The organism is Pseudomonas sp. LBUM1657 (genome assembly GCF_059716075.1).
Map to the genome: position 1 here is coordinate 3,627,330 of NZ_CP166799.1, position 19,379 is coordinate 3,646,708.

Annotated in this window: 15 protein-coding genes; 6 read left to right on the top strand and 9 right to left on the bottom strand. The window is 61.0% G+C overall.

Going from position 1 to position 19,379, the window contains the following annotated elements; genetic code table 11:
* Nucleotides 1-40 precede the first annotated feature (40 nt).
* On the top strand, nucleotides 41-2,578 hold the full coding sequence (locus ACA055_RS16730) for a hybrid sensor histidine kinase/response regulator (RefSeq protein WP_497679654.1): 2,538 nt from the start codon (nucleotides 41-43) through the stop codon (nucleotides 2,576-2,578).
* Between the two features lie 55 nt (nucleotides 2,579-2,633).
* On the top strand, nucleotides 2,634-2,909 hold the full coding sequence (locus ACA055_RS16735) for a peptidylprolyl isomerase (RefSeq protein WP_007898282.1): 276 nt from the start codon (nucleotides 2,634-2,636) through the stop codon (nucleotides 2,907-2,909).
* A gap of 126 nt (nucleotides 2,910-3,035) precedes the next feature.
* On the opposite strand, the gene ACA055_RS16740 is transcribed toward ACA055_RS16735, so the two are convergent.
* The 8 genes from ACA055_RS16740 to ACA055_RS16775 form a co-directional block, all read right to left on the bottom strand.
* Nucleotides 3,036-3,968, bottom strand: coding sequence for a sugar kinase (locus ACA055_RS16740; protein WP_497679655.1), 933 nt, complete (start codon nucleotides 3,966-3,968; stop codon nucleotides 3,036-3,038).
* 129 nt (nucleotides 3,969-4,097) lie between these two features.
* Nucleotides 4,098-5,315 (bottom strand): amino acid deaminase, encoded by a 1,218-nt coding sequence (locus tag ACA055_RS16745; protein WP_497679656.1) that lies wholly within the window; start codon nucleotides 5,313-5,315, stop codon nucleotides 4,098-4,100.
* Between the two features lie 39 nt (nucleotides 5,316-5,354).
* Nucleotides 5,355-6,119, bottom strand: a complete 765-nt coding sequence (locus ACA055_RS16750; RefSeq protein ID WP_497679657.1) for an IclR family transcriptional regulator — start codon at nucleotides 6,117-6,119, stop codon at nucleotides 5,355-5,357.
* A gap of 144 nt (nucleotides 6,120-6,263) precedes the next feature.
* Nucleotides 6,264-6,653 carry a RidA family protein gene (locus tag ACA055_RS16755; protein WP_497679658.1) on the bottom strand — a complete coding sequence of 130 codons (390 nt, stop codon included), beginning with the start codon at nucleotides 6,651-6,653 and terminating at the stop codon, nucleotides 6,264-6,266.
* A gap of 30 nt (nucleotides 6,654-6,683) precedes the next feature.
* Complete coding sequence (locus ACA055_RS16760) at nucleotides 6,684-7,472, bottom strand: amino acid ABC transporter ATP-binding protein (protein WP_497679659.1); 789 nt, start codon at nucleotides 7,470-7,472, stop codon at nucleotides 6,684-6,686.
* Entirely contained in the window at nucleotides 7,469-8,131 is a 663-nt protein-coding gene (locus ACA055_RS16765; protein ID WP_497679660.1) for an amino acid ABC transporter permease, read from the bottom strand. The genes ACA055_RS16760 and ACA055_RS16765 overlap by 4 nt, the downstream gene beginning before the upstream one ends.
* 9 nt (nucleotides 8,132-8,140) lie before the next feature.
* A complete protein-coding gene (locus ACA055_RS16770; protein WP_497679661.1) occupies nucleotides 8,141-8,803 on the bottom strand; it encodes an amino acid ABC transporter permease in 663 nt (220 codons plus the stop codon).
* Between the two features lie 52 nt (nucleotides 8,804-8,855).
* Entirely contained in the window at nucleotides 8,856-9,704 is an 849-nt protein-coding gene (locus tag ACA055_RS16775; protein WP_497679662.1) for a transporter substrate-binding protein, read from the bottom strand.
* Between the two features lie 469 nt (nucleotides 9,705-10,173).
* On the opposite strand from ACA055_RS16775, the gene wecB reads away from it, so the two are divergent.
* Genes wecB through ACA055_RS16795 form a run of 4 tightly spaced genes read left to right on the top strand, consistent with a single transcriptional unit; the run spans nucleotide 10,174 to nucleotide 17,523 of the window.
* Nucleotides 10,174-11,328 carry a non-hydrolyzing UDP-N-acetylglucosamine 2-epimerase gene (wecB, locus tag ACA055_RS16780; protein WP_497679663.1) on the top strand — a complete coding sequence of 385 codons (1,155 nt, stop codon included), beginning with the start codon at nucleotides 10,174-10,176 and terminating at the stop codon, nucleotides 11,326-11,328.
* Nucleotides 11,325-13,499, top strand: coding sequence for a cyclic di-3',5'-guanylate-activated glycosyltransferase NfrB (nfrB, locus tag ACA055_RS16785; protein ID WP_497679664.1), 2,175 nt, complete (start codon nucleotides 11,325-11,327; stop codon nucleotides 13,497-13,499). Before wecB ends, nfrB begins: the two co-directional genes overlap by 4 nt.
* Nucleotides 13,496-16,660, top strand: a complete 3,165-nt coding sequence (locus ACA055_RS16790; RefSeq protein WP_497679665.1) for an NfrA family protein — start codon at nucleotides 13,496-13,498, stop codon at nucleotides 16,658-16,660. Before nfrB ends, ACA055_RS16790 begins: the two co-directional genes overlap by 4 nt.
* The gene (locus tag ACA055_RS16795; RefSeq protein WP_497679666.1) at nucleotides 16,660-17,523 is read left to right on the top strand and encodes a DUF4434 family protein; all 864 of its coding nucleotides are present in this window, start codon (nucleotides 16,660-16,662) and stop codon (nucleotides 17,521-17,523) included. Before ACA055_RS16790 ends, ACA055_RS16795 begins: the two co-directional genes overlap by 1 nt.
* Nucleotides 17,524-17,654: 131 nt before the next feature.
* Here ACA055_RS16795 and ACA055_RS16800 read toward each other — a convergent pair whose 3' ends face one another.
* Nucleotides 17,655-19,214, bottom strand: coding sequence for a TerC family protein (locus ACA055_RS16800; protein WP_497679667.1), 1,560 nt, complete (start codon nucleotides 19,212-19,214; stop codon nucleotides 17,655-17,657).
* Between the last annotated feature and the right edge of the window lie 165 nt (nucleotides 19,215-19,379).

Genomic DNA, 19,379 nt, shown 5'->3' on the forward strand with positions numbered 1-19,379 from the left:
AGTAGACGTCGCCACACCGACTTTAGTGCAGGACATTTTGATGAACGCATCACCGACCGGCAGCGATGCCCAGGCCTTGATTGCCAGACTCGACTGGACACGCAGCCCGCTAGGCGCTGCCAGTACCTGGCCGCAGAGCCTGCGAACCGCCGTGGACATCGTGATTCATTCGCCGATGCCGATGCTATTGCTGTGGGGGCCAGAGCTCACGCAGATCTACAACGACGGCTTCGCCTTCCTCGCCGGCACCAAGCATCCACATGCATTCGGACAACCAACGCACCAAATCTGGCCAGAACTCAAAGACTTTACCGACCCGATTTACAGCGCTGTCCTACAAGGACAAGTGCGGACTTACAGCGAGCAGCGCTTTACCTTACAGCGTGACGACAAAGATTCCGACTTCTGGCTGGATCTGACCTACAGCCCCATCCGCGATGAAAGTGCGCAGGTCGCCGGGATTCTGGTCACCGCCATCGAAACCAACGAGCGTCGGCGCATCGCCCTCGAACTGGAGCAGCGTTCGGAAGCCAGCCTCAAGGCCCAGCACGAAACCGAGGAGCGCCTGCAACTGGCCCTCGCCGCGACGGACGCGGTCGGCACCTGGGACTGGGACATTGGCGAAGACCGCTTCATCGCCGATACCCACTTCGCCCAACTGCACGGCGTCGACCCGCTGCTCGCCGGCCAGTTGCCCATCAGCGCCTACCTCCACGGGGTGCACCCGGAAGACCGCGCCATGGTCGCCCGCAGTATCAAATACGCCATCACCCATGGCACCGAATACGCCGAGGAGTATCGCCTGCAGCAACCTGATGGCCAACTGCGCTGGGTGTTTGCCCGCGGTCGTTGCTACAAGGACCACCATGGACGGCCGATCCGGTTTCTCGGTGCTGCCCTGGACCTGACCGAACGCAAACTCACCGAGCAGGCCCTGCGCCAGAGCCAGACCGAACTGCAACTGATCATCAACGCCATGCCGATCCTGATCAGCTACGTGGACAGCGAGGAACGCTTTCGCCTGAACAACGCCGCGTACCTCGACTGGTATGGCCTGACACCCCAGGAGCTCTTCGGCCGGACCATTCGTGAAGTCCTCGGCGAAGAAGCCTACGCGCTACGCGCCGAATACATCGCCGATGCGCTGTCTGGCAAACCCTGCTGTTTCAGTATCAGCACCCCCCACCGGGATGGCAGCATCCGCCAGGCACTGATGAACTACCTGCCGCGCCACGGTGCGGACGGCGCCGTGAACGGTTTCTACATTTTCGTGATCGACGAAACCGAGCGTAAACAGACCGAAGAAGCCTTGCGCAATCTCAACGAAACCCTGGAGGAAAGGGTCGCCGCCCGCACCCGGCAGTTGGCCGAAGCCAACGAAAAGTTGCAGAGCGAGATGTTCGAGCGCGAGCGCGCTGAAGAGGCATTGCGGCATGCGCAGAAGATGGAAGCGGTCGGGCAGCTCACCGGCGGCATCGCCCATGACTTCAACAACATGCTCACCGGGATCATCGGCAGCCTCGACCTCATGCAACGCTACATTGCCGATGGTCGCGCTGCCGAGATCGGTCGCTTTACCGAAGCGGCGGTGTCCTCGGCCAACCGCGCCGCCGCCCTGACCCATCGTCTGCTGGCGTTTTCAAGGCGTCAGTCACTGGATCGCAAGCCGCTCAACGCCAACGAGCTGATCCATTCCCTGGAAGATCTGCTCCACCGGACCAAGGGCGATCACATCGAGCTCAAACTGCAACTGGCCGATGAAGTCTGGCCGGTCAGTACCGACGTCAGTCAACTGGAAAACGCCCTGCTCAACCTGGTGATCAACGCCCGGGACGCGATGCCTGATGGCGGCGAACTGCTGATCGAAACCGCCAACGTTTACCTCGACGGCAGTGACATTTCCACCCTGGAATCGGTCAAGGCCGGGGACTATCTGATGATTGCCGTCAGCGACAACGGCACCGGCATGACGCCGTCGGTGCTGGCCAAGGCGTTCGATCCGTTCTTCACCACCAAACCCATCGGTCAGGGTACCGGGTTGGGGTTGTCGATGATCTACGGTTTCGCCCAGCAGTCCGGCGGCCACGTCAGCCTTCATAGTTTGCCGGGCCAGGGCACCAGCGTGCGTTTGTACTTGCCGCGCCTGTACCTTTCGGAGCCGATAGATACGTTAACGCCGGTCACCAGCGCAGCGCCGGCGGCAATTGCCGGTGAAACCGTAGTTTTGGTGGAAGACGATCCGGCGGTGCGCATGCTGGTGCTCGACCTGCTCAACGAGCTGGGCTATCACGCCCATGAAGCCGAAGATGCGAAGGCCGCCCTGCCCTTGCTTGAATCGGATTTGCGCGTCGATCTGCTGGTGACCGACGTCGGGCTGCCGGGCATGAACGGGCGACAACTGGCGGAAATCGCTCGCCAGCATCGACCGGACCTCAAAGTGCTGTTCATGACCGGTTATGCGCAGAAAGCCGCCGAGCGCCAGGGCTTTCTGGAGGAAGGCATGGACATGGTGGCCAAACCCTTTTCCATCGATCTGTTGGCCAACAAGATTCGTACGATGATCGGCCGATCCGAGTGAGTTGAGGCATAATCGCGCGCCCCGCTGTCACCACTGTTGCAAGGTACCTGCCCCAATGAAAGCTCAAGCCCGCCATATTCTGGTGAAAACCTCGGAAGAAGCCGAGCAGCTCAAACAACGCATCGCCAAGGGCGAAGCCTTCGATGTGCTGGCCAAGAAATATTCCACCTGCCCGTCCGGCAAGCGTGGTGGTGATCTGGGTGAAGTGCGGCCCGGGCAAATGGTCGGGGTCATCGATGCGGTGATCTTCAAAAAACCGCTGCGGGTGGTGCATGGGCCGATCAAGAGCAAATTTGGTTATCACCTTGTGCAGGTGTTTTATAGGGATTGAGCGGTTGGCTTGAGGGCCCTCTTCGCGAGCAAGCCCGCTCCCACATTGGATCTTCAGTGTTCACCCAATCCCTGTGGGAGCGGGCTTGCTCGCGAACCGGCTGCGCAGCAGGCGGCCATCCACTGCTTATCTCGGAATCAACGCCCCCGGCACCTGAATCACCCGACCCGCCAACCGATGCCCGGCCTCGGCAGCCTCGACCGGGCTCCCCCCCTTGAGCCGGTTGGCCAAATACGCCGCACTGAACGAATCCCCCGCCGCCGTGGTATCCACCACCCGCTCGACCTTCTGCGCCGGCACTTCGAAAGACTCTCCATCACAGCGAATCAGACACGCCTCGGCGCCGCGCTTGAGCACCACCTCGGGCGTGCCGATCTGCTCGTAAGCGGCAAACACCGCCTCGCAATCGGAAAAATGGAACAGCGCCTGCTCGTCATCGACGGTCAGCAACGCCAGGTCGACGTAGGGCAGCACGCTGCGATAGGCCGTCCGCGCGTCCTCGATCGAACCCCACAAACGCGGTCGATAGTTGTTGTCGAAGACGATCCGCGCATCCCGCTGCCGGGCCTCGATCAAGGTTTCCAGCAACTTCTCCCGACCTTGCACACCGAGCACCGCCAGGGTGATGCCGCTGAAATACAGCACGTCGTAATCCGGTAGCGCTGCCAGGATCGGTGCGGCGGCGGGCGTGGTGAAGCAATCGCGGACAGCCGCCTCGTTGCGCCAGTAAAGAAAGCGCCGCTCACCGGCGGCGTCGGTCTGGATGCAATACAAACCGGGCAAGCGTCCGGGCAAACGCTGAACCATGCCCAGGCCGATATTTTCCTCGGCCCAGCTCTGGCACATGGCATCGCTGAAACTGTCGTCGCCCAGGGCCGTGACGTAATCCACCGTGCCGCCCTCGCCCAATTCCCGGGACAGGTAGACCGCCGTGTTCAAGGTATCGCCGCCGAAGCTTTGTTGCAGAGTGCCGTCGGCGCGCTGTTGCAACTCAATCATGCACTCGCCGATCAGGGCGATGCGCGGGGGGTTGGGGCCGAGGGTGTTGATGGTGTTCATTGTCGTGGGGTCTCTGGTGTTTCGGTGTTGTCTGATCGGCCGACTTCGCGAGCAAGTCCGCTCCCACAGGGGAACGCATTCCGCTGTGGGAGCGGGCTTGCTCGCGAAGGCGCGCCGCGGTCTCAACCCTTAGAAACAGGTTTCCATGGTTTCGATAACATTCAGATGCTCATCCACCAGACACCCGGTGCGCCACTTGTCGAACGTCAGGCACGGGTGCGAAGTACCGAACGAAATGATGTCCCCCACGCGCAGTTCAACCCCCGGCGCCACGGTCATGAACGCATGTTGGTCCATCACCGCCGTCACCTTGCAGGCACTCACGTCGTCGCCAGTCGCCGGCACCACGCCGGCCTTGTAACGCAGCAACGGCACCGGCAAGCCGGCGTCGTAGGCCACGTCGCGTTTACCCAGGGCGATCACCGCAAACCCGGGCTCCGGCAACGATTGCACATGCGCCCAGACTTCCAGCGCCGGACGCAGGCCTTCGTCCAAGTCGCTGCGCCGGTCCAGCACGCAGCATTGCGCTTCTTTATAGATGCCATGGTCGTGCGCAACGTAACTGCCGGGACGCAACACGCTGAGGAAGCGCCCGCCAGCGTTCTGCGCTTCGAAGGATTCGGCGATCAGGTCGTACCAGGCCGAACCCGAGGCGGTGATGATCGGCTTGGGGATGGCGAACGCGCCGTTGTCCTGCAATTGCACGGCCAGACGCACCAGGGACGCGGCAAAGGCGCGGATGCCGCTCACCGCGTGATCGCCGTGAATCACCCCTTCGTACCCTTCGATGCCGGTCAGGGCCAGGGCCGGTTGCATGGCGATGGCTTTTGCCAGCGCCAGCACTTCCTCTTCAGTGCGGCAACCGCAACGACCGCCGACCACGCCATACTCGATCATCACGTTCAGCCGCACGCCGCGAGAGGCGAAATACGCGCCCAGGTCCGCGACGTTGTCCGGGTGATCGACCATGCAATGGAAATCGAACGTCGGGTCTGCCAGCAGATCGGCGATGAGCGCCATATTCGGCGTGCCGACCAACTGGTTGGCCATCAGCACCCGACGCACGCCATGGGCGTAAGCCGCGCGGGTCTGGGTGGCGCTGGCCAGGGTAATGCCCCAGGCACCGGCTTCGAGTTGGCGGTGAAACAGCGCCGGGGTCATGCTGGTTTTGCCGTGGGGCGCCAGTTCCGCGCCGCTGTTGCTGACGAAATCCTGCATCCAGCGAATATTGTGTTCCAGCGCTTCGCGATGCAGCACCAGCGCGGGCAGGCTGACGTCGCGCACCAGGTTGGCGCCCGTGTGTGCAAAGCCCTTTTCCACGGCGGCAGTATTTTTGGCAGAAGACATGGTCGAACTCCTCACATTCGCGGCTGCAGGCAGCCGCTGTTATTCGTTGATGCGACGGGCCAGGCTGTTGGCGCTGTCGATCAGCACCCGGCGATAGTCGTTGTAATTGTTCTTGGCATCAGCCCGTGGGGCGACGATGCACAGGGTCGCAATGGCCACGCCGTTGGGGTCTTTGACCGGCGCGGCGAAGCAATGGGTAAAGGTGTCGGCGACGCTATCGAAGGAGAAGAACCCATCGATACCGGCCTGACGGATTTCCTGGAGAAACTGTTCCAGGGGCAGACGCTCGCCGTTGGGCAGAATGAAGTCGTCATGGTCGATCAGGTCGACGATTGCCTGGTCACTCAGGTGCGCCAGCAGCAGGCGCCCGGAAGCGGTCCAGGGTATCGGCGCGTTCTCGCCGATGTCCGAGGAAATGCGGAAATGCCGCTCGCCCTCTTTCATCAACGCGACGGTGTATTTACGCCCGTTAAGCAGGCACATCTGCGCGGTTTCGCGGGTCTGGCTGACGATCTCCTGCAAGGCATGATCGGCCTCGCGGGTCAGGTCGAAGTGACGCAAGTGCGCCTGCCCGAGGAAGTACAGCTGACGGCCGAGGTAGACGTGACCGTCCTTGCCCACGGGTTCCAGAATCCGCCGTTCCAGCAGCGACGCCACCAGTTCATAGACCGTGGATTTCGGGCTGCCGATGCCACTGGCGATTTCGTTCGGACGCAGGGGCTGGCCGATTTCCTTGAGGAAATCGAGGATATCGAACGCCCGGTCCAGACCGCGAGCCCGGCGTTTGATGGTGTCTTCGGTCATGTCATCAGGTTCCCATTAAAGTGCAGGGAGTTTAACCAGAGTGCGGTGGCGACTGTTAGGCCGCCTTCGCGAGCAAGCCCGCTCCCACAATAGATCGCGTTTCCTTGTGGGAGCGAGGCTTGCTCGCGAAGGGCGCGACTCGGTTCAGGCCTTTTTCTTGTACGCGATGCAGTCGATCTCGACCTTGCAATCGACCATCATGCTCGCCTGCACACAGGCCCTGGCCGGAGCGTGTTCGCTTTTGAAGTACTCGGAAAACACCTTGTTGAAACTCCAGAAATCCCGTGGGTCATCCAGCCACACGCCCGTGCGCACCACGTCTTCCAGGCCATAACCGGCCTCTTCGAGAATGGCGATCAGGTTCTTCATGGTCTGGTGCGTCTGCTCGACGATGCCGCCCGCAATGATCTCGCCTTCCAGCGCCGGCACCTGGCCGGACACGTGCAGCCAGCCATCGGCTTCAACGGCACGGGCGAAAGGACGGGGCTGGCCGCCACCGGCAGTGCTGCCGGTGCCGTAACGGGTAATGCTCATGAGTGTTTCTCCTGATTGAAAAGTAAAAAGTCAAAAACGCGTGTTCTTGAGAAATTCCGCCAGACGCGGCGATTGCGGGCGCTCGAACAGTTCCTTGGGTGGCCCCTGTTCTTCGATCCGCCCCTGATTCATGAAAACGATCTTGTCCGAAACCTCGAAAGCGAAACGCATTTCGTGGGTCACCAGCAGCATCGTCATGCCTTCATCGGCCAGGCCCTTGATCACGTTCAACACTTCGCCCACCAGTTCCGGGTCGAGGGCCGAGGTGACTTCATCGAACAGCATCAGGCTGGGGTTCATCGCAATCGCCCGGGCAATCGCCACGCGCTGCTGCTGACCACCGGACAACTGACCGGGGAAATGATCGCGACGCTCCAGCAAACCGACCCGCTCCAGCCATTTTTCCGCCAGTGCGACCGCTTCGTCCTTGTGCAGCTTTTTTACCTTGAGCAAACCCAGGGTGACGTTCTGCAAAGCGGTGAGGTGCGGAAACAGGTTGAACTGCTGGAACGCCATGCCGGTCATGGCCCGATGCCGGGCGATGACTTTTTCCGGGTGCCTTACACGCTTGCCGTTGATCTCGTCATAACCGATGGACTCGCCATCGAGCATGATCTGCCCGCCCTGAAATTCTTCGAGCATGTTCACGCAACGCAGCAGCGTGGTCTTGCCTGAGCCGCTGGAGCCGATCAGCGTGACCACGTTGCCGCGCTGCATAGTCAGGTCGACGCCCTTGAGCACTTCGAGTTCGCCGTAACGTTTGTGCAGCCCGCGAATATCCAGCAGGGGCTGCGCGTGGGTCATTTCAGTTTGAGTCATGGCAGGGCCACCCGCTTTTCAATGTGCCGGCCGAACAATTCGATGGCGTAATTGATGATAAAAAAGAGAAAACCGGCGAACAGGTAAAACTCCAGGGTCATGAAGGTCCGGGCGATGATCTGCTGGGTGCTGAGCAGCAACTCGGCGACACCGATCACCGACAACAGGGTCGAGGCCTTGACGATCTCGGTGGACGAATTGACCCAGGTCGGCAAAATCTGCCGCAGCGCCTGGGGCAACAGCACGTAACCGAGGGATTGATAAAACGTCAGGCCGATGGCCTTGCTCGCTTCCATCTGGCCGCTCGGCAGCGCTTGCAACGCACCGCGCACGATCTCGGCGACGTGGGAGCCGCAGAACAGCGTCAGTCCCAACGCGCCGGCCTCGAACGCGCCGATCTGCCAACCCAGCGCCGGCGCCATGTAGAAGCAAGCCAGCACCAATACAAACACCGGCGTGCCGCGAATCAGGTCGACGTAAAAACGGAACGGCGCACGCATCCAGAACTTGCCGTAGGTCAGTACCAGACCCGCGACGATGCCGACCATCGTGCCCAACAAAATGGCGAGGGCCGAGACCTGCACACTGGTCAGAAAGCCTTGCCACAGGACTTCCCGGGCCACCCATAACTCATGCAACCAACTGGGGGATTCGTACATGGGGGCCTCCTATCGGCGAATCGCCAGACGCTGCTCGAGGTAACGCAGCATCATGGCAATGAGGTAACAGGCCGCAACATAGAGCGCTGTGGTCACCAGCCAGGTTTCAATCACCCGGTAGCTCTCGACATTGATCTTGCGCGCGTAATAGGTCAGCTCCGGCACGGCAATCGCAGCCGCCAGCGAGGTGTCCTTGAACAGCGAAATGAAGTTGTTCGACAACGCCGGCAGCACATTGCGCAGCATCACCGGCACAGTGACGTAGGCCTTGACCTGCCACTCACCGAGCCCGATTGCCAACCCGGCTTCGCGCTGCCCCTTGGGAATGCTCAACAACCCGCCGCGGAACACTTCGGTCAAGTACGCCCCGGCATACAGCGACAGGGTGATGATGAACGACGGGATCTTGTCCAGACGAATCCCCAGACTCGGCAAGGCGAAGTAGATCAACAGAATCAACACCAGAATCGGCGTATTACGGATCACCGTCACATACACCGATGCCAACACCCGCAACGCACGGTGCTTTGAGAGCAAAGCAAACGCCATCAGCAGGCCGATCACGCAGCCAATGGCGATCGACACCAGCGCCAACTGCAAGCCCAGACCGAGCCCCGCCAGCAAGGTGTCGAAATCGCGCCACACGGCGGCAAAATTCAACTGATAGTTCATGGTCAGCAGTACCTTGAACGGGGCGCGTTACGGGCGCCCCGCTCTCACGGGATCATTTGAATTCGACAGGGAAACCGATGGCTGGGGTCGGCAGATCGACGCCGAACCACTGCTTGAACGATGCCGCATACGTCGGGAATTCAACGCCGGTCATGGCTTCATGCAGGGTGGTGTTGACGAAGTTCAGCCAGTCCTGATCGCCGCGCTTGACCGCACACGCGTAGGTCTGCGGACTCCAGGCGTAGGCCGGGCTGCGATAGCGACCGGCGTTCTGCACCATCAGGTATTTGACCGACGACTGATCGGTGGCGGCAGCGTCGGCACGGCCGGAGTTCACCGCCTGGTACATCAGGTCCACGCTGTCGTACTGATCGACCTTGGCTTGGGGCAGCGCCTGATGCACCAGTTCTTCGGCGTACACGTTCTGCAGCACCGCCACGGTCACGTCGTCGCCAGCGGCCTTGAGGTCTTCGATTTCCTTGTACTTGCTGTTGGCCGGCAACAACAGGCCGACGCCTTCGCGGTAATACGGCAGGGTGAACGCCACCTGTTGGGCACGGCTGGCGGTCACGGTGATGAACTGGCAGCTCATGTCGACCTTGTCGGTCAACAGGTTGGGAATCCGCGCATCGGACGACTGCACCACGAACTCGACCTTGCTCGGATCATTGAATAACCCCTTGGCCACCATGCGCGCGATATCGATATCGAAACCCTGCAACTTGCCGTCCGCGCCCTGGAAGTGCCACGGCGCATTGGTGCTGCCGGTGCCCACAATCAATTTCCCGCGGGCCAGCACGCTATCGAGCTTACTGTCCGCCGCCTGGGCCACACCCACGGCAGCGGCGGAAGCCGCGAAAAGAAAAACACACGCTTTGAACAAGGAAAGTCGGCGATGCATGGCAAGCACTCCAAGATGATGTGTATTCCGCTATACCGGAACATGGTATGTAACAACGGAATAGACAGCAGAAAGTGTGCCACAGGTTGTGGGAGGAATGTGGGGGAGATTGAAAAGTGTTTTTAATCAGAGGGATGCGCAGTACTGCGCAGAAGGTGTTACGAAACGTACTGGTGAAGAAACGCTACCGTTGGCTACGGAGCGCGAGTATCAGGTTCACAATTGGTGCAGCCATGCCTTGGAACGAAACAGGCATGTAGCCACGTAACTCCGTGTTTCCTGTCGGGCAGGTCCTGCAAACTGGTGAGGCATGTCCGAGGGGCTGTAGGAAGCGTCTGCCTATTGAATTGACGTCAAAAAGCGCGATAGGGCATTGGACAACCCTGTATCCGGCTGCTTTATTAAAAGATGGTGATAAACAGTCTCAATAGCCAGGGAGTAGCAGGCTCGAGTTGTAACAGGAGAGCCAATGCCTTTCAAAGTCATGATGGTTTTCGGTACTCGCCCGGAGGCCATCAAGATGGCGCCACTGGCTCGGGTACTGCGTCACTGGCCCGACGTCGAATTGAACATCTGCTCCACCGGCCAACACCGGGAGATGCTCGATCAGGTGTTGGATTCCTTTGAGTTGACGGTCGACCAGAACCTGCAAGTGATGACCCGGGGCCAGACCCTCAACGGCCTTTCACAACAACTGCTGATGCACCTCGACCAGACCTACGAGCGCGAAGAGCCGGACATCGTGCTGGTCCACGGCGATACCACCACCAGCTTCATCGCAGCCCTTGCCGCCTTCAATCGCCAGTTGCCCATCGGCCACATCGAGGCCGGTTTGCGTACGGGTAACCTGCGTGCGCCCTGGCCGGAAGAAGCCAACCGGCGCCTGACCTGCGTGCTCGCCGACCTGCATTTCACGCCAACCACCAAGGGCGAAGCCAACCTGCTGCGCGAAGGCGTGCCCAAAGCCAGTATTGAAGTGACCGGCAACACCGTGATCGATGCGCTGCTGTGGATGCGCACGCATCAAGAGCACATTCACTGGCACCCCGCCGCCGACTCGCCGCTGGCCGTGCTCGACGACAATCGACGGATGGTGCTGATCACCGGCCATCGTCGGGAGAATTTCGGCGGCGGTTTCCGCAATATCTGCCTGGCCCTCGCCGACCTCGCCCTGCACTACCCCGATGTGCAATTCGTCTACCCGGTGCACCTCAATCCGCAGGTGCAGAACGCGGTGTATGGCGTGCTGTCGGACAAGCCGAACATTTACCTGGTGGCGCCGCAGGACTATCAGCATTTCGTCTGGCTGATGGGCCGCGCGCATTTCATCCTCACCGATTCCGGGGGCGTCCAGGAGGAAGCGCCCGCCCTCGGCAAACCCTTGTTGGTGCTGCGGGAAGTCACCGAGCGGCCGTCCGTGCTTGAAGGTGGCACCGTGTTGCTGGTGGGCACCAACACTCATCGCATCGTCAAAGAAGCCAGCCAACTGCTCGACGACGAAGCACACTTCAAACACATGAGCCGGGTCCACAGCCCCTACGGCGACGGCCACGCCAGCGAACGCATCGCCACCCGCCTCTGCGCCTGGCTGAGTGAGCGCTCGGCGGCGGGCAGAGCCGTATGAGCCTGGGTCTTGTCGACTTTTTTGCCTATGTGCTGTTCGGTCTCAAATACCTCGCGATCATCCTGGCCTTGTTGATGTTCGTGCTCGGGCTCGATGACCTGTTCATCGACCTCGTGTACTGGAGCCGCAAGCTGATCCGGCGCTGGCGCTACTACGAAAAATTCAAACGCGCCGATGAAGAACGGCTCTACGCCATTGCCGAAAAACCCCTGGCGATCATGGTGCCGGCCTGGAACGAAGTCGGCGTGGTCGGTGAAATGGCGCGCCTGGCCGCCTCGACCCTCGATTACGAGAACTATCAGATTTTCGTCGGCACCTACCCCAATGATGCCGAGACCCAGGCTGACGTCGATGCGGTCTGCCGGCATTACCCCAACGTGCACAAAGTGGTCTGCGCCCGCCCCGGCCCTACCAGCAAGGCCGACTGTCTGAACAACATCATCGACGCGATCCTGCGTTTTGAAAGCGAAGCGAAAATCTACTTTGCCGGGTTCATCCTGCACGATGCCGAAGACGTGATTTCGCCCATGGAATTGCGCCTCTTCAATTACCTGCTGCCGAGCAAAGACCTGATCCAGATTCCGGTTTATCCCTACGCACCGGAATGGAGAGGTTTCACCGCCGGGCACTACGTCGACGAATTCGCCGAGAACCACGGCAAGGACGTGATCGTCCGCGAAGCCATGACCGGCCAGGTGCCCAGCGCTGGCGTCGGCACGTGCTTCAGCCGTAAAGCCATCAGCGCCCTGCTCGAAGACGGCGACGGCATTGCCTTCGACGTACAGAGCCTGACCGAAGACTACGACATCGGTTTTCGCCTCAAGCAAAAAGGTATGAAGTGCATCTTCGCCCGCTATTCGGTGACCGACCCGAAACTGGCCCTGGATCAACCCTGGGTGTTCGGCATGGACCGCGCGTTTTCCCAGGTGATCTGCGTTCGCGAGCATTTCCCCCGGGACTTGAAGCACGCCATCCGGCAAAAATCCCGCTGGATCGTCGGCATCGTCTTTCAGGGCACCAAAAACCTCGGCTGGAGCCCCCATGCGCGGCTCAACTATTTCCTGTGGCGTGACCGTCGCGGCCTGATCGCTTACCTGCTGAGTTTTCTGGTCAACCTGTTGTTTCTGGTGCTGCTGGCGATGTGGCTGATGACGGTGATTGCGCCGCAGGCCTGGCGTTATCCATCGATCCTCGCCGACAGCCCGCTGCTCATAACCCTGCTGTGGCTCAATGGCTTGATGCTGATCAATCGGCTGTTCCAGCGCGGCTGGTTCGTCACTCGCTATTACGGGCTGGGCGAAGGCCTGTTGTCGGCACCGCGGATGATGTGGAGCAATTTCGTCAACTTCTTCGCCAACGTACGGGCGCTACGCCAAGTCATGGAAATGGGCGATTCGCGTCGCGTGGCCTGGGACAAAACCACCCATGAATTCCCGGCCCTGACCAAAGCCCATCGCACACCGCTGGGTCATCGCCTGGTGGAAAAAGGCCTGCTCACCGAGGAACAACTGGAAGCGGCAATCACCAGCCCGGTACGGCGCCGACTGGGCCACGAACTGCTATTGCGCGAACACATCAACAGCACGCAACTGGTGGAAACCCTGGCCGAACAGCTGGACATGGAATGGGCGCCGCTCAACCCGTTCAAGCTCGACAGGCACCTGATCGACCTCGTGCCGCGCAAGGTCGCTTCTCACTACGGCGTGCTGCCGGTGGCCGAAGAAGGCGACACGCTGGTGCTGGCCTCAGAAGGGCCGGTCAGCCAGGTTTCACTGGGCGCCATCAGCCGTCAGTTGAAGCGCCCGGTGCGCTGCCGTCTGGCACCTCAGGGTCGGGTCACACTGGGTATTCGTTACTGGTACGCCAGCCGCCGGCAAAATGAAGACGTGCATCACATGCTTGAGGTGCTTGAGCGTCATCAGGACGATGAAGCCTTGCTCGAACGCGTCGGCCATCACCAGGTGCTGTTGGGCAATTTGCTGCAAGTACGCGGCATGGTTCCGCCGAGCCTGTTCAATCAGGCGTTGATCGACTTTGATGCCGAGCACATGTCGCTGGGCCAACATTTGATTTCCCGCGGCATGATCACCCAGGAAGTACTCGAACAGGCCCTGGTCGAACAGGCCAGCGAACAGCAAGCCGCCTACCGCATTGCCCGGGAGGTCGAATGAAGCCCGGCCATCGTCACGCCCTGCTCGTCGGCAGCCTGTTGCTGAGCCTGAATGGCGCCGCGTGGGTACAGGCTGAACCGCTGACCGAGTTCGAACAATTTCGCAGTTTCCCCTACATGGACCGCAGCTACCGCGAGGCAAAAAAAGGCAACTGGGCCGAAGTCGAACGACTGATGCGCCACCTGCTGACCAATGTGCCAAAAAACGATGAAGCCCGTGCGTTGCTGGTGGAAGCGCTGGCCAAGCAGCGACGATACAAGGATGCCGTGCAAGCATTGCCGGACAACCCGGCCAACAGCGACGCCCTGCTTATCCTGCGTCTGACCTGGATCGAACAGGATCCTCCGGGCAGCGGGCAGGTGGAACAGTGGATGGCCACCAGCAACCTCACTCAGCGTGTGCGACTGTGGCAGGCCTACAGCCTGAGCCTGGCCAAGTTCGGCGGAGCGGCCAGAGCGCACAACTGGCTGGCGCAATTGGAGCCCAAAGGTGACGACAAGATTCTGCACCTGGCCCTTTCCAATTGGTCCGAGCAATTGCGCGACTGGAACGGCACCATCGAGCAACTGGCACCCCTGGCAGCCAGCCAACAATTGGACGCCGAAGGCTGGCAGCGACTGGCCAATGCTTACGTGCAACGCCTCGACGAACAACCATTGGAACAGTTGCTGCAACAGGCGCCAAGTTCGGAGGCTGCGCGCAAGATTCGCCTGGCGATGGTTGATCGAGCGATTGCCATGGGCCGCACCGAGCAGGCCCAACGCTGGATGCAATCGCTGCCGGCCAGCGACCTCGCCGATCCCGTCCAACGCCAACGGCTGTGGGAGCTGGCGCGGCAAACCGGCGACACCGCCACGGTGCAACGCTTGAGTGGCGAGTTGCAGCGGCCGTGCCTGGAGACCGTCGAATGGCTGTCTCGACGCGATCCGGATGTGGCGCTCTCGCAGCTTCGTCATTGTCGGCCCGAGGACGACCCGCAAACCTGGCTGATCCTCGCCCAACGCCTGCACGCCACCGAACTGCTGCAAAGCACGCGCCTGCCAGAGCCTTGGGATACCCGTCGCCAGCAACGTCTGCTGGACGTCTGGCAGCAAGAGGGTCAGAGCGACAAAGTCATGGCCTGGCTCGCCAGCCAGCCGCAGACCGCCGACGTGCTCAAGCGTCGGGCCGAACTGCTCCAGGCGTTGGGGCGCACTGCCGAAGCGGCGACGCTGTGGGAACGGCACTATCAGCAGACCGGCAACCTCGGTTCACTCAATCAGGCCACTTATCTGGCGCTGAATGCCGGCCAGCGTGAACACACACAGCAACTGCTGGAAAACGCTTACGACCGCCACGGCGGCAAGCTTCCCCCCGCCCTGCTGCAACGGCTCGCGGGGCTCTATGCCTCGTCGACGCCGACCCCGGCGCAGCAACAACGGAGGGTGTCGTTGCTCAATCGAGTCGATCCCGCCACTCGCGGTCAGCTACTGGCGCAACTGGCCGAAAGTGGCCGGTGCGATGCGGTTCGGCAAGCCATCGGCGCTCAACCGCGAACCGCTGGCGAGTACCGCGCCCTCGGTCGTTGCGCGATGCCCGACAGGCCAGGTGAAGCGGTCGTGTATTACCAGGCCGCAGAAAAAACCGGTGACCGAGGCAGTCGCCTGCCGCTGGCATATGCGCTGGAAGCGGCCGGTGATTCGCCCGCCGCCCTGGCCATCTGGCGCAGCATCCCCGAGGCCGAACTGAGCGATAACGCCCGACTCACCGCCAGTCGCAGCGCCCTGACCGCTGGCGATCACCAGGCCGCCGAACGTTACTGGCAGCAAAGTCGCAGCCGTGGCGCCAATGAATGGGCCCTCGGTGCCGCGATTGCCGACGCGCAAGGCGATCACGCGCTGGCCCTGCAACGTCAACGTTCAGCCCTGCAGCAGTCGCCGGATGCCGGGCATTTCTATGGGGCGTCGGTCACTGCGCAAAAGGCTGGCAAACCGGAACAAAGCACGGCGTGGCTGGCCGAAGCCGTGCGCCGCGAGCCGGACAATCCGCGTTATCGCGCTGACTACGGCATGCGTCTGGCCGGTGCCGAAACAAGGGAGGAACGCGCTCGCGCCATCCCCTACCTGCAGAGCGCCACCCGCAATTTTCCGGAAGATTATCGCCTCGGCGAAACCCTGGCCTTGCGTTATGACGAAGCCGAAGACAGCGCCTCAGCACGCAAGGAACTGCGCCGGGTCATCGATCTGGAACAGCACCCGGTGGCTGCCGACGATGAAAACGGCAGCATGGAAGCGCGCCGCTATCGCCAGCGTCGCGCCCATGAAACCCTGTCCCGTCGCGATTCCCGCACCCTGGCCAGCACCTGGTCACCGGCCGGGGTTTCGACCAATGATTTTCTGCGACCCGACGAGAGCACGGGGTCGCAACGCCGCTCGACGTCGCAGAACGTGCAACTCGCCATGTGGGACCACGCGCTGGGGCAAGAGCCGAGTCGCGCCGGCAGCACGCTGTCGGTGTATGGCCGGGTGTTGCTCGGCGGCCAGGGGCGATCGAGCTACGCCGAATCCATCGCCACCGGTGTCGGTCTGCGCTACAAACCTTGGGGCACGGCGAACATCAATTTCTACAGCGAGATTTATAAGCAGAGCCAGTTCAATGATGAGGACAATCACGGTCTGAGCCTGGGCCGGATGCTCAACCCCGACAAGCTGTCGGATCAGGTCGACGATCATCGCCAGGACGGGAATGTCACGACCGACTACCTGCTGCGTACGACCGCTTCGTTCCTTGATCAGGGTCGGTTCCGCAACGACTGGCGCGTGGATGAAAGCGACTGGGAAGAACGCTTTCTCTATCTCGATGCAGCCTGGTGGACCAAGGCCGGTGATCACCAATGGCTGTCGCGTTTTCAGCAAGGTCATACCTGGAAATTGCCGTTCAACGGCGCGCAAACCCTCATGCCTTACGGCTTTGTCGAGTTCTCCACCCAGGACCCGAGCAACGACTGGCGCCAGGACCTGCGCGCCGGTCTCGGCCTGCGTTGGCAATGGTGGTTCGACGACGACATTTACAACGCCTACCGCGCGCACCTGACGGTACGCACTGAGTATCAGCAATCCCTTGGCGGCAATTTGTATGAAGGCGGCAACGGCGTGCTGCTCGGCGTGGAGTGGAATTTCTGATGACACGACTTCTGTTGGTGTTTTGCCTGTTATTGAGCAGCGCTGCCGCCCGCGCTGATGAACGCATTTTCTATCAACCGCTCAACGTCGATGCCAGCCTCAGCCAGACGCAATGGCGCGAGATCTGGCAAGCCACCGCCAGACAAGGTGCCCACACGCTGATCGTGCAGTGGACCGCTTACGGTGATTCGAACTTCGGTGGCGCCAATGGCTGGCTCGCCAACAGTCTGAAGCTGGCCCATGAGCAAGGTCTGAATCTGGTCTTGGGCCTGAGCATGGACCCGGCCTATTACCAGCGTATCGATGAACTGGACAGCGCCGGGCTCGCGACTTATTGGCAGGCGCAGCTGGGCCGGTCGCTGGCCCAGCAGCAGATGCTGCGCCAGGACTGGAACCTGTCGGTCAGCGGCTGGTATCTGCCCCTGGAGCTGGACGATGCGCACTTCCTGGCGGTCGATCGACGGCACACCCTGCAACGTCAGCTCAAGGACTTCGCCAGCAAACTGGATGCGCCGCTGCATGTCAGTGCATTCAGCACCGGCAAGCTCGCGCCTCAGGTGAATGGACAGTGGTTGAGTGGGTTGGCGAGTCAGGGTGTTCACGTATGGTGGCAGGACGGTGCCGGCACCGGGCGTTTGTCGCCGTTCGTCCGCGACAGCTACGCCAGCGCACTGCCCTGCTCCGTCGGCATCGTTCGCGAAGCGTTCCGCCAGGTCAGTGCCGAAGGCCAACCGTTTCGCGCCGAGCCGGCGATCGCGCAACCTTCGCCAGCCGGTTGCCATCCCACCGCGGTGTTTTCCCTGCGTTATCGGCCATGGGGCAAGGTGATTCTCGACAACCAACTCAAAGCCCTCCATCGGTAAGGTCTGCGTTGTCTGTCAGATCGCTTTCGCGAGCAAGCCCGCTCCCACATGAGTCCGCGTTCTCTCAAACAATGGAGATCAAATGTGGGAGCGGGCTTGCTGGCGAAGAGGCCCTGAAAACCGGCGCAGATTTACCCGTCGATCCGCACCAGCAAAACCCGCGTCACCCGCCGCTCTGCAACCGCCGCCACCGTCATCCGCCAGCCTTCCCACTCATGGCTGTCACCGATCATCGGCAGACGATCCAACAAGCTCACCACCAACCCGGCCAGGGTCTGATAGTCATCGGTCGGTTCCGCGGCAAACCCGGTCCGCTGACGCACCCGCGCCAGGTTCAACGCGCCGCTGACCATAAACCCGCCCTTTTCCTCGACCACATCCGGGCCTTCGATTTCGCTGGCATCGGGTAACTCACCGGCAATCGACTCAAGAATGTCGGTCATGGTCAAGACACCGACGAAGTCGCCGAACTCATTGACCACGAACGCAATGTGGGTCGAGGCCTTGCGCATCTGTTCCAGGGCATTGAGGATCGTGTAACTGTCCAGCAAGTTGATGGTCTTGCGCGCCAGTTGTTCGAGACCCGGTTCGTTGCCGGCCAGGTACTCCTTCAACAGTTCCTTCTTGTGCACAAAGCCCAGCGGCTCATCCACGGCGCCGTCACGAATCAGCGGCAGACGCGAATAGGAGGAATGCATCAACCGCGTACGAATGGCTTCGGCATCGTCGGACAGGTCGATGTGATCGACATCCGCGCGCACGGTCATCAAGCTGCGGATCGGTCGCTCGGCCAGTTGCAACACACCGCTGATCATCACTCGCTCACGACGGTCGAACAGTTCGCCGCTCGGCATCTCACCGTTGTCCAGCATGTCGGCAATCTCCTCGCCGACCTCTTCCACCGCCAGTTTGCGACCGCCGAGTAAACGCATGACCGCGTGCGCCGTGCGCTCACGCATTGGCCGCAGCCCTTGCACGGATCTCTTGCGACGCGCCCGGGCGATCTGGTTGAAGACCTCGATCAGGATCGAGAAGCCGATGGCCGCATACAAATAGCCCTTGGGAATGTGGAAACCCAGGCCTTCGGCGGTCAGCGCAAAGCCGATCATCATCAGGAAGCCCAGACACAACATGATCACCGTCGGGTGTGCGTTGACGAAACGGGTCAGCGGCTTACTGGCGACGATCATCAGGCCAATGGAAATGATCACCGCGATCATCATCACCGCCAGTTCATCGACCATGCCTACTGCAGTAATCACCGCATCGAGCGAGAACACCGCGTCGAGCACCACAATCTGCGCCACGATCGGCCAGAACATTGCGTAAGCCGCGTTGGTCGAGCGCTGGCCGATGTGGCCTTCGAGTCGCTCATGCAACTCCATGGTGGCCTTGAACAACAGGAACACACCACCGAACAACATGATCAGGTCACGACCGGAGAAGCTCTTGTCGAACACCTCGAACAATGGCTGGGTCAGGGTCACCAACCAGGAAATACTCGCCAGCAGACCCAGGCGCATCAACAACGCCAAGGACAAACCGATGATTCGCGCACGGTCGCGCTGCTCGGGCGGCAACTTGTCCGCGAGGATCGCGATGAACACCAAGTTATCGATGCCTAGCACCAGCTCCAGCACAATCAGTGTCAACAAACCCAGCCACGCGGTGGGGTCAGCTATCCATTCCATAAAAATGTCTCGATCTCTTCAGCGAATTCAGAATGCCGGGCACGGCAAGGCGCGGCGCAAAGGCCGTGGAGCTGCAATGTCAAAGGTATTCAGAAGGCGAAAGACCGGGTGTTTCGCGTGCATCAAGACCGCGCGGTGGCGCGAGGAGAAAGGATAACTGGGAGG

Bases quoted from the DNA above. Each gene is read 5' to 3' on its own strand.
- ACA055_RS16760 (WP_497679659.1), bottom strand. From the start codon at position 7,472: ATGACTCAAACTGAAATGACCCACGCGCAGCCCCTGCTGGATATTCGC.
- ACA055_RS16740 (WP_497679655.1), bottom strand. From the start codon at position 3,968: ATGAACACCATCAACACCCTCGGCCCCAACCCCCCGCGCATCGCCCTG.
- ACA055_RS16745 (WP_497679656.1), bottom strand. From the start codon at position 5,315: ATGTCTTCTGCCAAAAATACTGCCGCCGTGGAAAAGGGCTTTGCACAC.
- ACA055_RS16770 (WP_497679661.1), bottom strand. From the start codon at position 8,803: ATGAACTATCAGTTGAATTTTGCCGCCGTGTGGCGCGATTTCGACACC.
- ACA055_RS16790 (WP_497679665.1), top strand. From the start codon at position 13,496: ATGAAGCCCGGCCATCGTCACGCCCTGCTCGTCGGCAGCCTGTTGCTG.
- ACA055_RS16730 (WP_497679654.1), top strand. From the start codon at position 41: ATGAACGCATCACCGACCGGCAGCGATGCCCAGGCCTTGATTGCCAGA.
- wecB (WP_497679663.1), top strand. From the start codon at position 10,174: ATGCCTTTCAAAGTCATGATGGTTTTCGGTACTCGCCCGGAGGCCATC.
- ACA055_RS16795 (WP_497679666.1), top strand. From the start codon at position 16,660: ATGACACGACTTCTGTTGGTGTTTTGCCTGTTATTGAGCAGCGCTGCC.
- nfrB (WP_497679664.1), top strand. From the start codon at position 11,325: ATGAGCCTGGGTCTTGTCGACTTTTTTGCCTATGTGCTGTTCGGTCTC.
- ACA055_RS16735 (WP_007898282.1), top strand. From the start codon at position 2,634: ATGAAAGCTCAAGCCCGCCATATTCTGGTGAAAACCTCGGAAGAAGCC.
- ACA055_RS16800 (WP_497679667.1), bottom strand. From the start codon at position 19,214: ATGGAATGGATAGCTGACCCCACCGCGTGGCTGGGTTTGTTGACACTG.
- ACA055_RS16775 (WP_497679662.1), bottom strand. From the start codon at position 9,704: ATGCATCGCCGACTTTCCTTGTTCAAAGCGTGTGTTTTTCTTTTCGCG.
- ACA055_RS16750 (WP_497679657.1), bottom strand. From the start codon at position 6,119: ATGACCGAAGACACCATCAAACGCCGGGCTCGCGGTCTGGACCGGGCG.
- ACA055_RS16765 (WP_497679660.1), bottom strand. From the start codon at position 8,131: ATGTACGAATCCCCCAGTTGGTTGCATGAGTTATGGGTGGCCCGGGAA.
- ACA055_RS16755 (WP_497679658.1), bottom strand. From the start codon at position 6,653: ATGAGCATTACCCGTTACGGCACCGGCAGCACTGCCGGTGGCGGCCAG.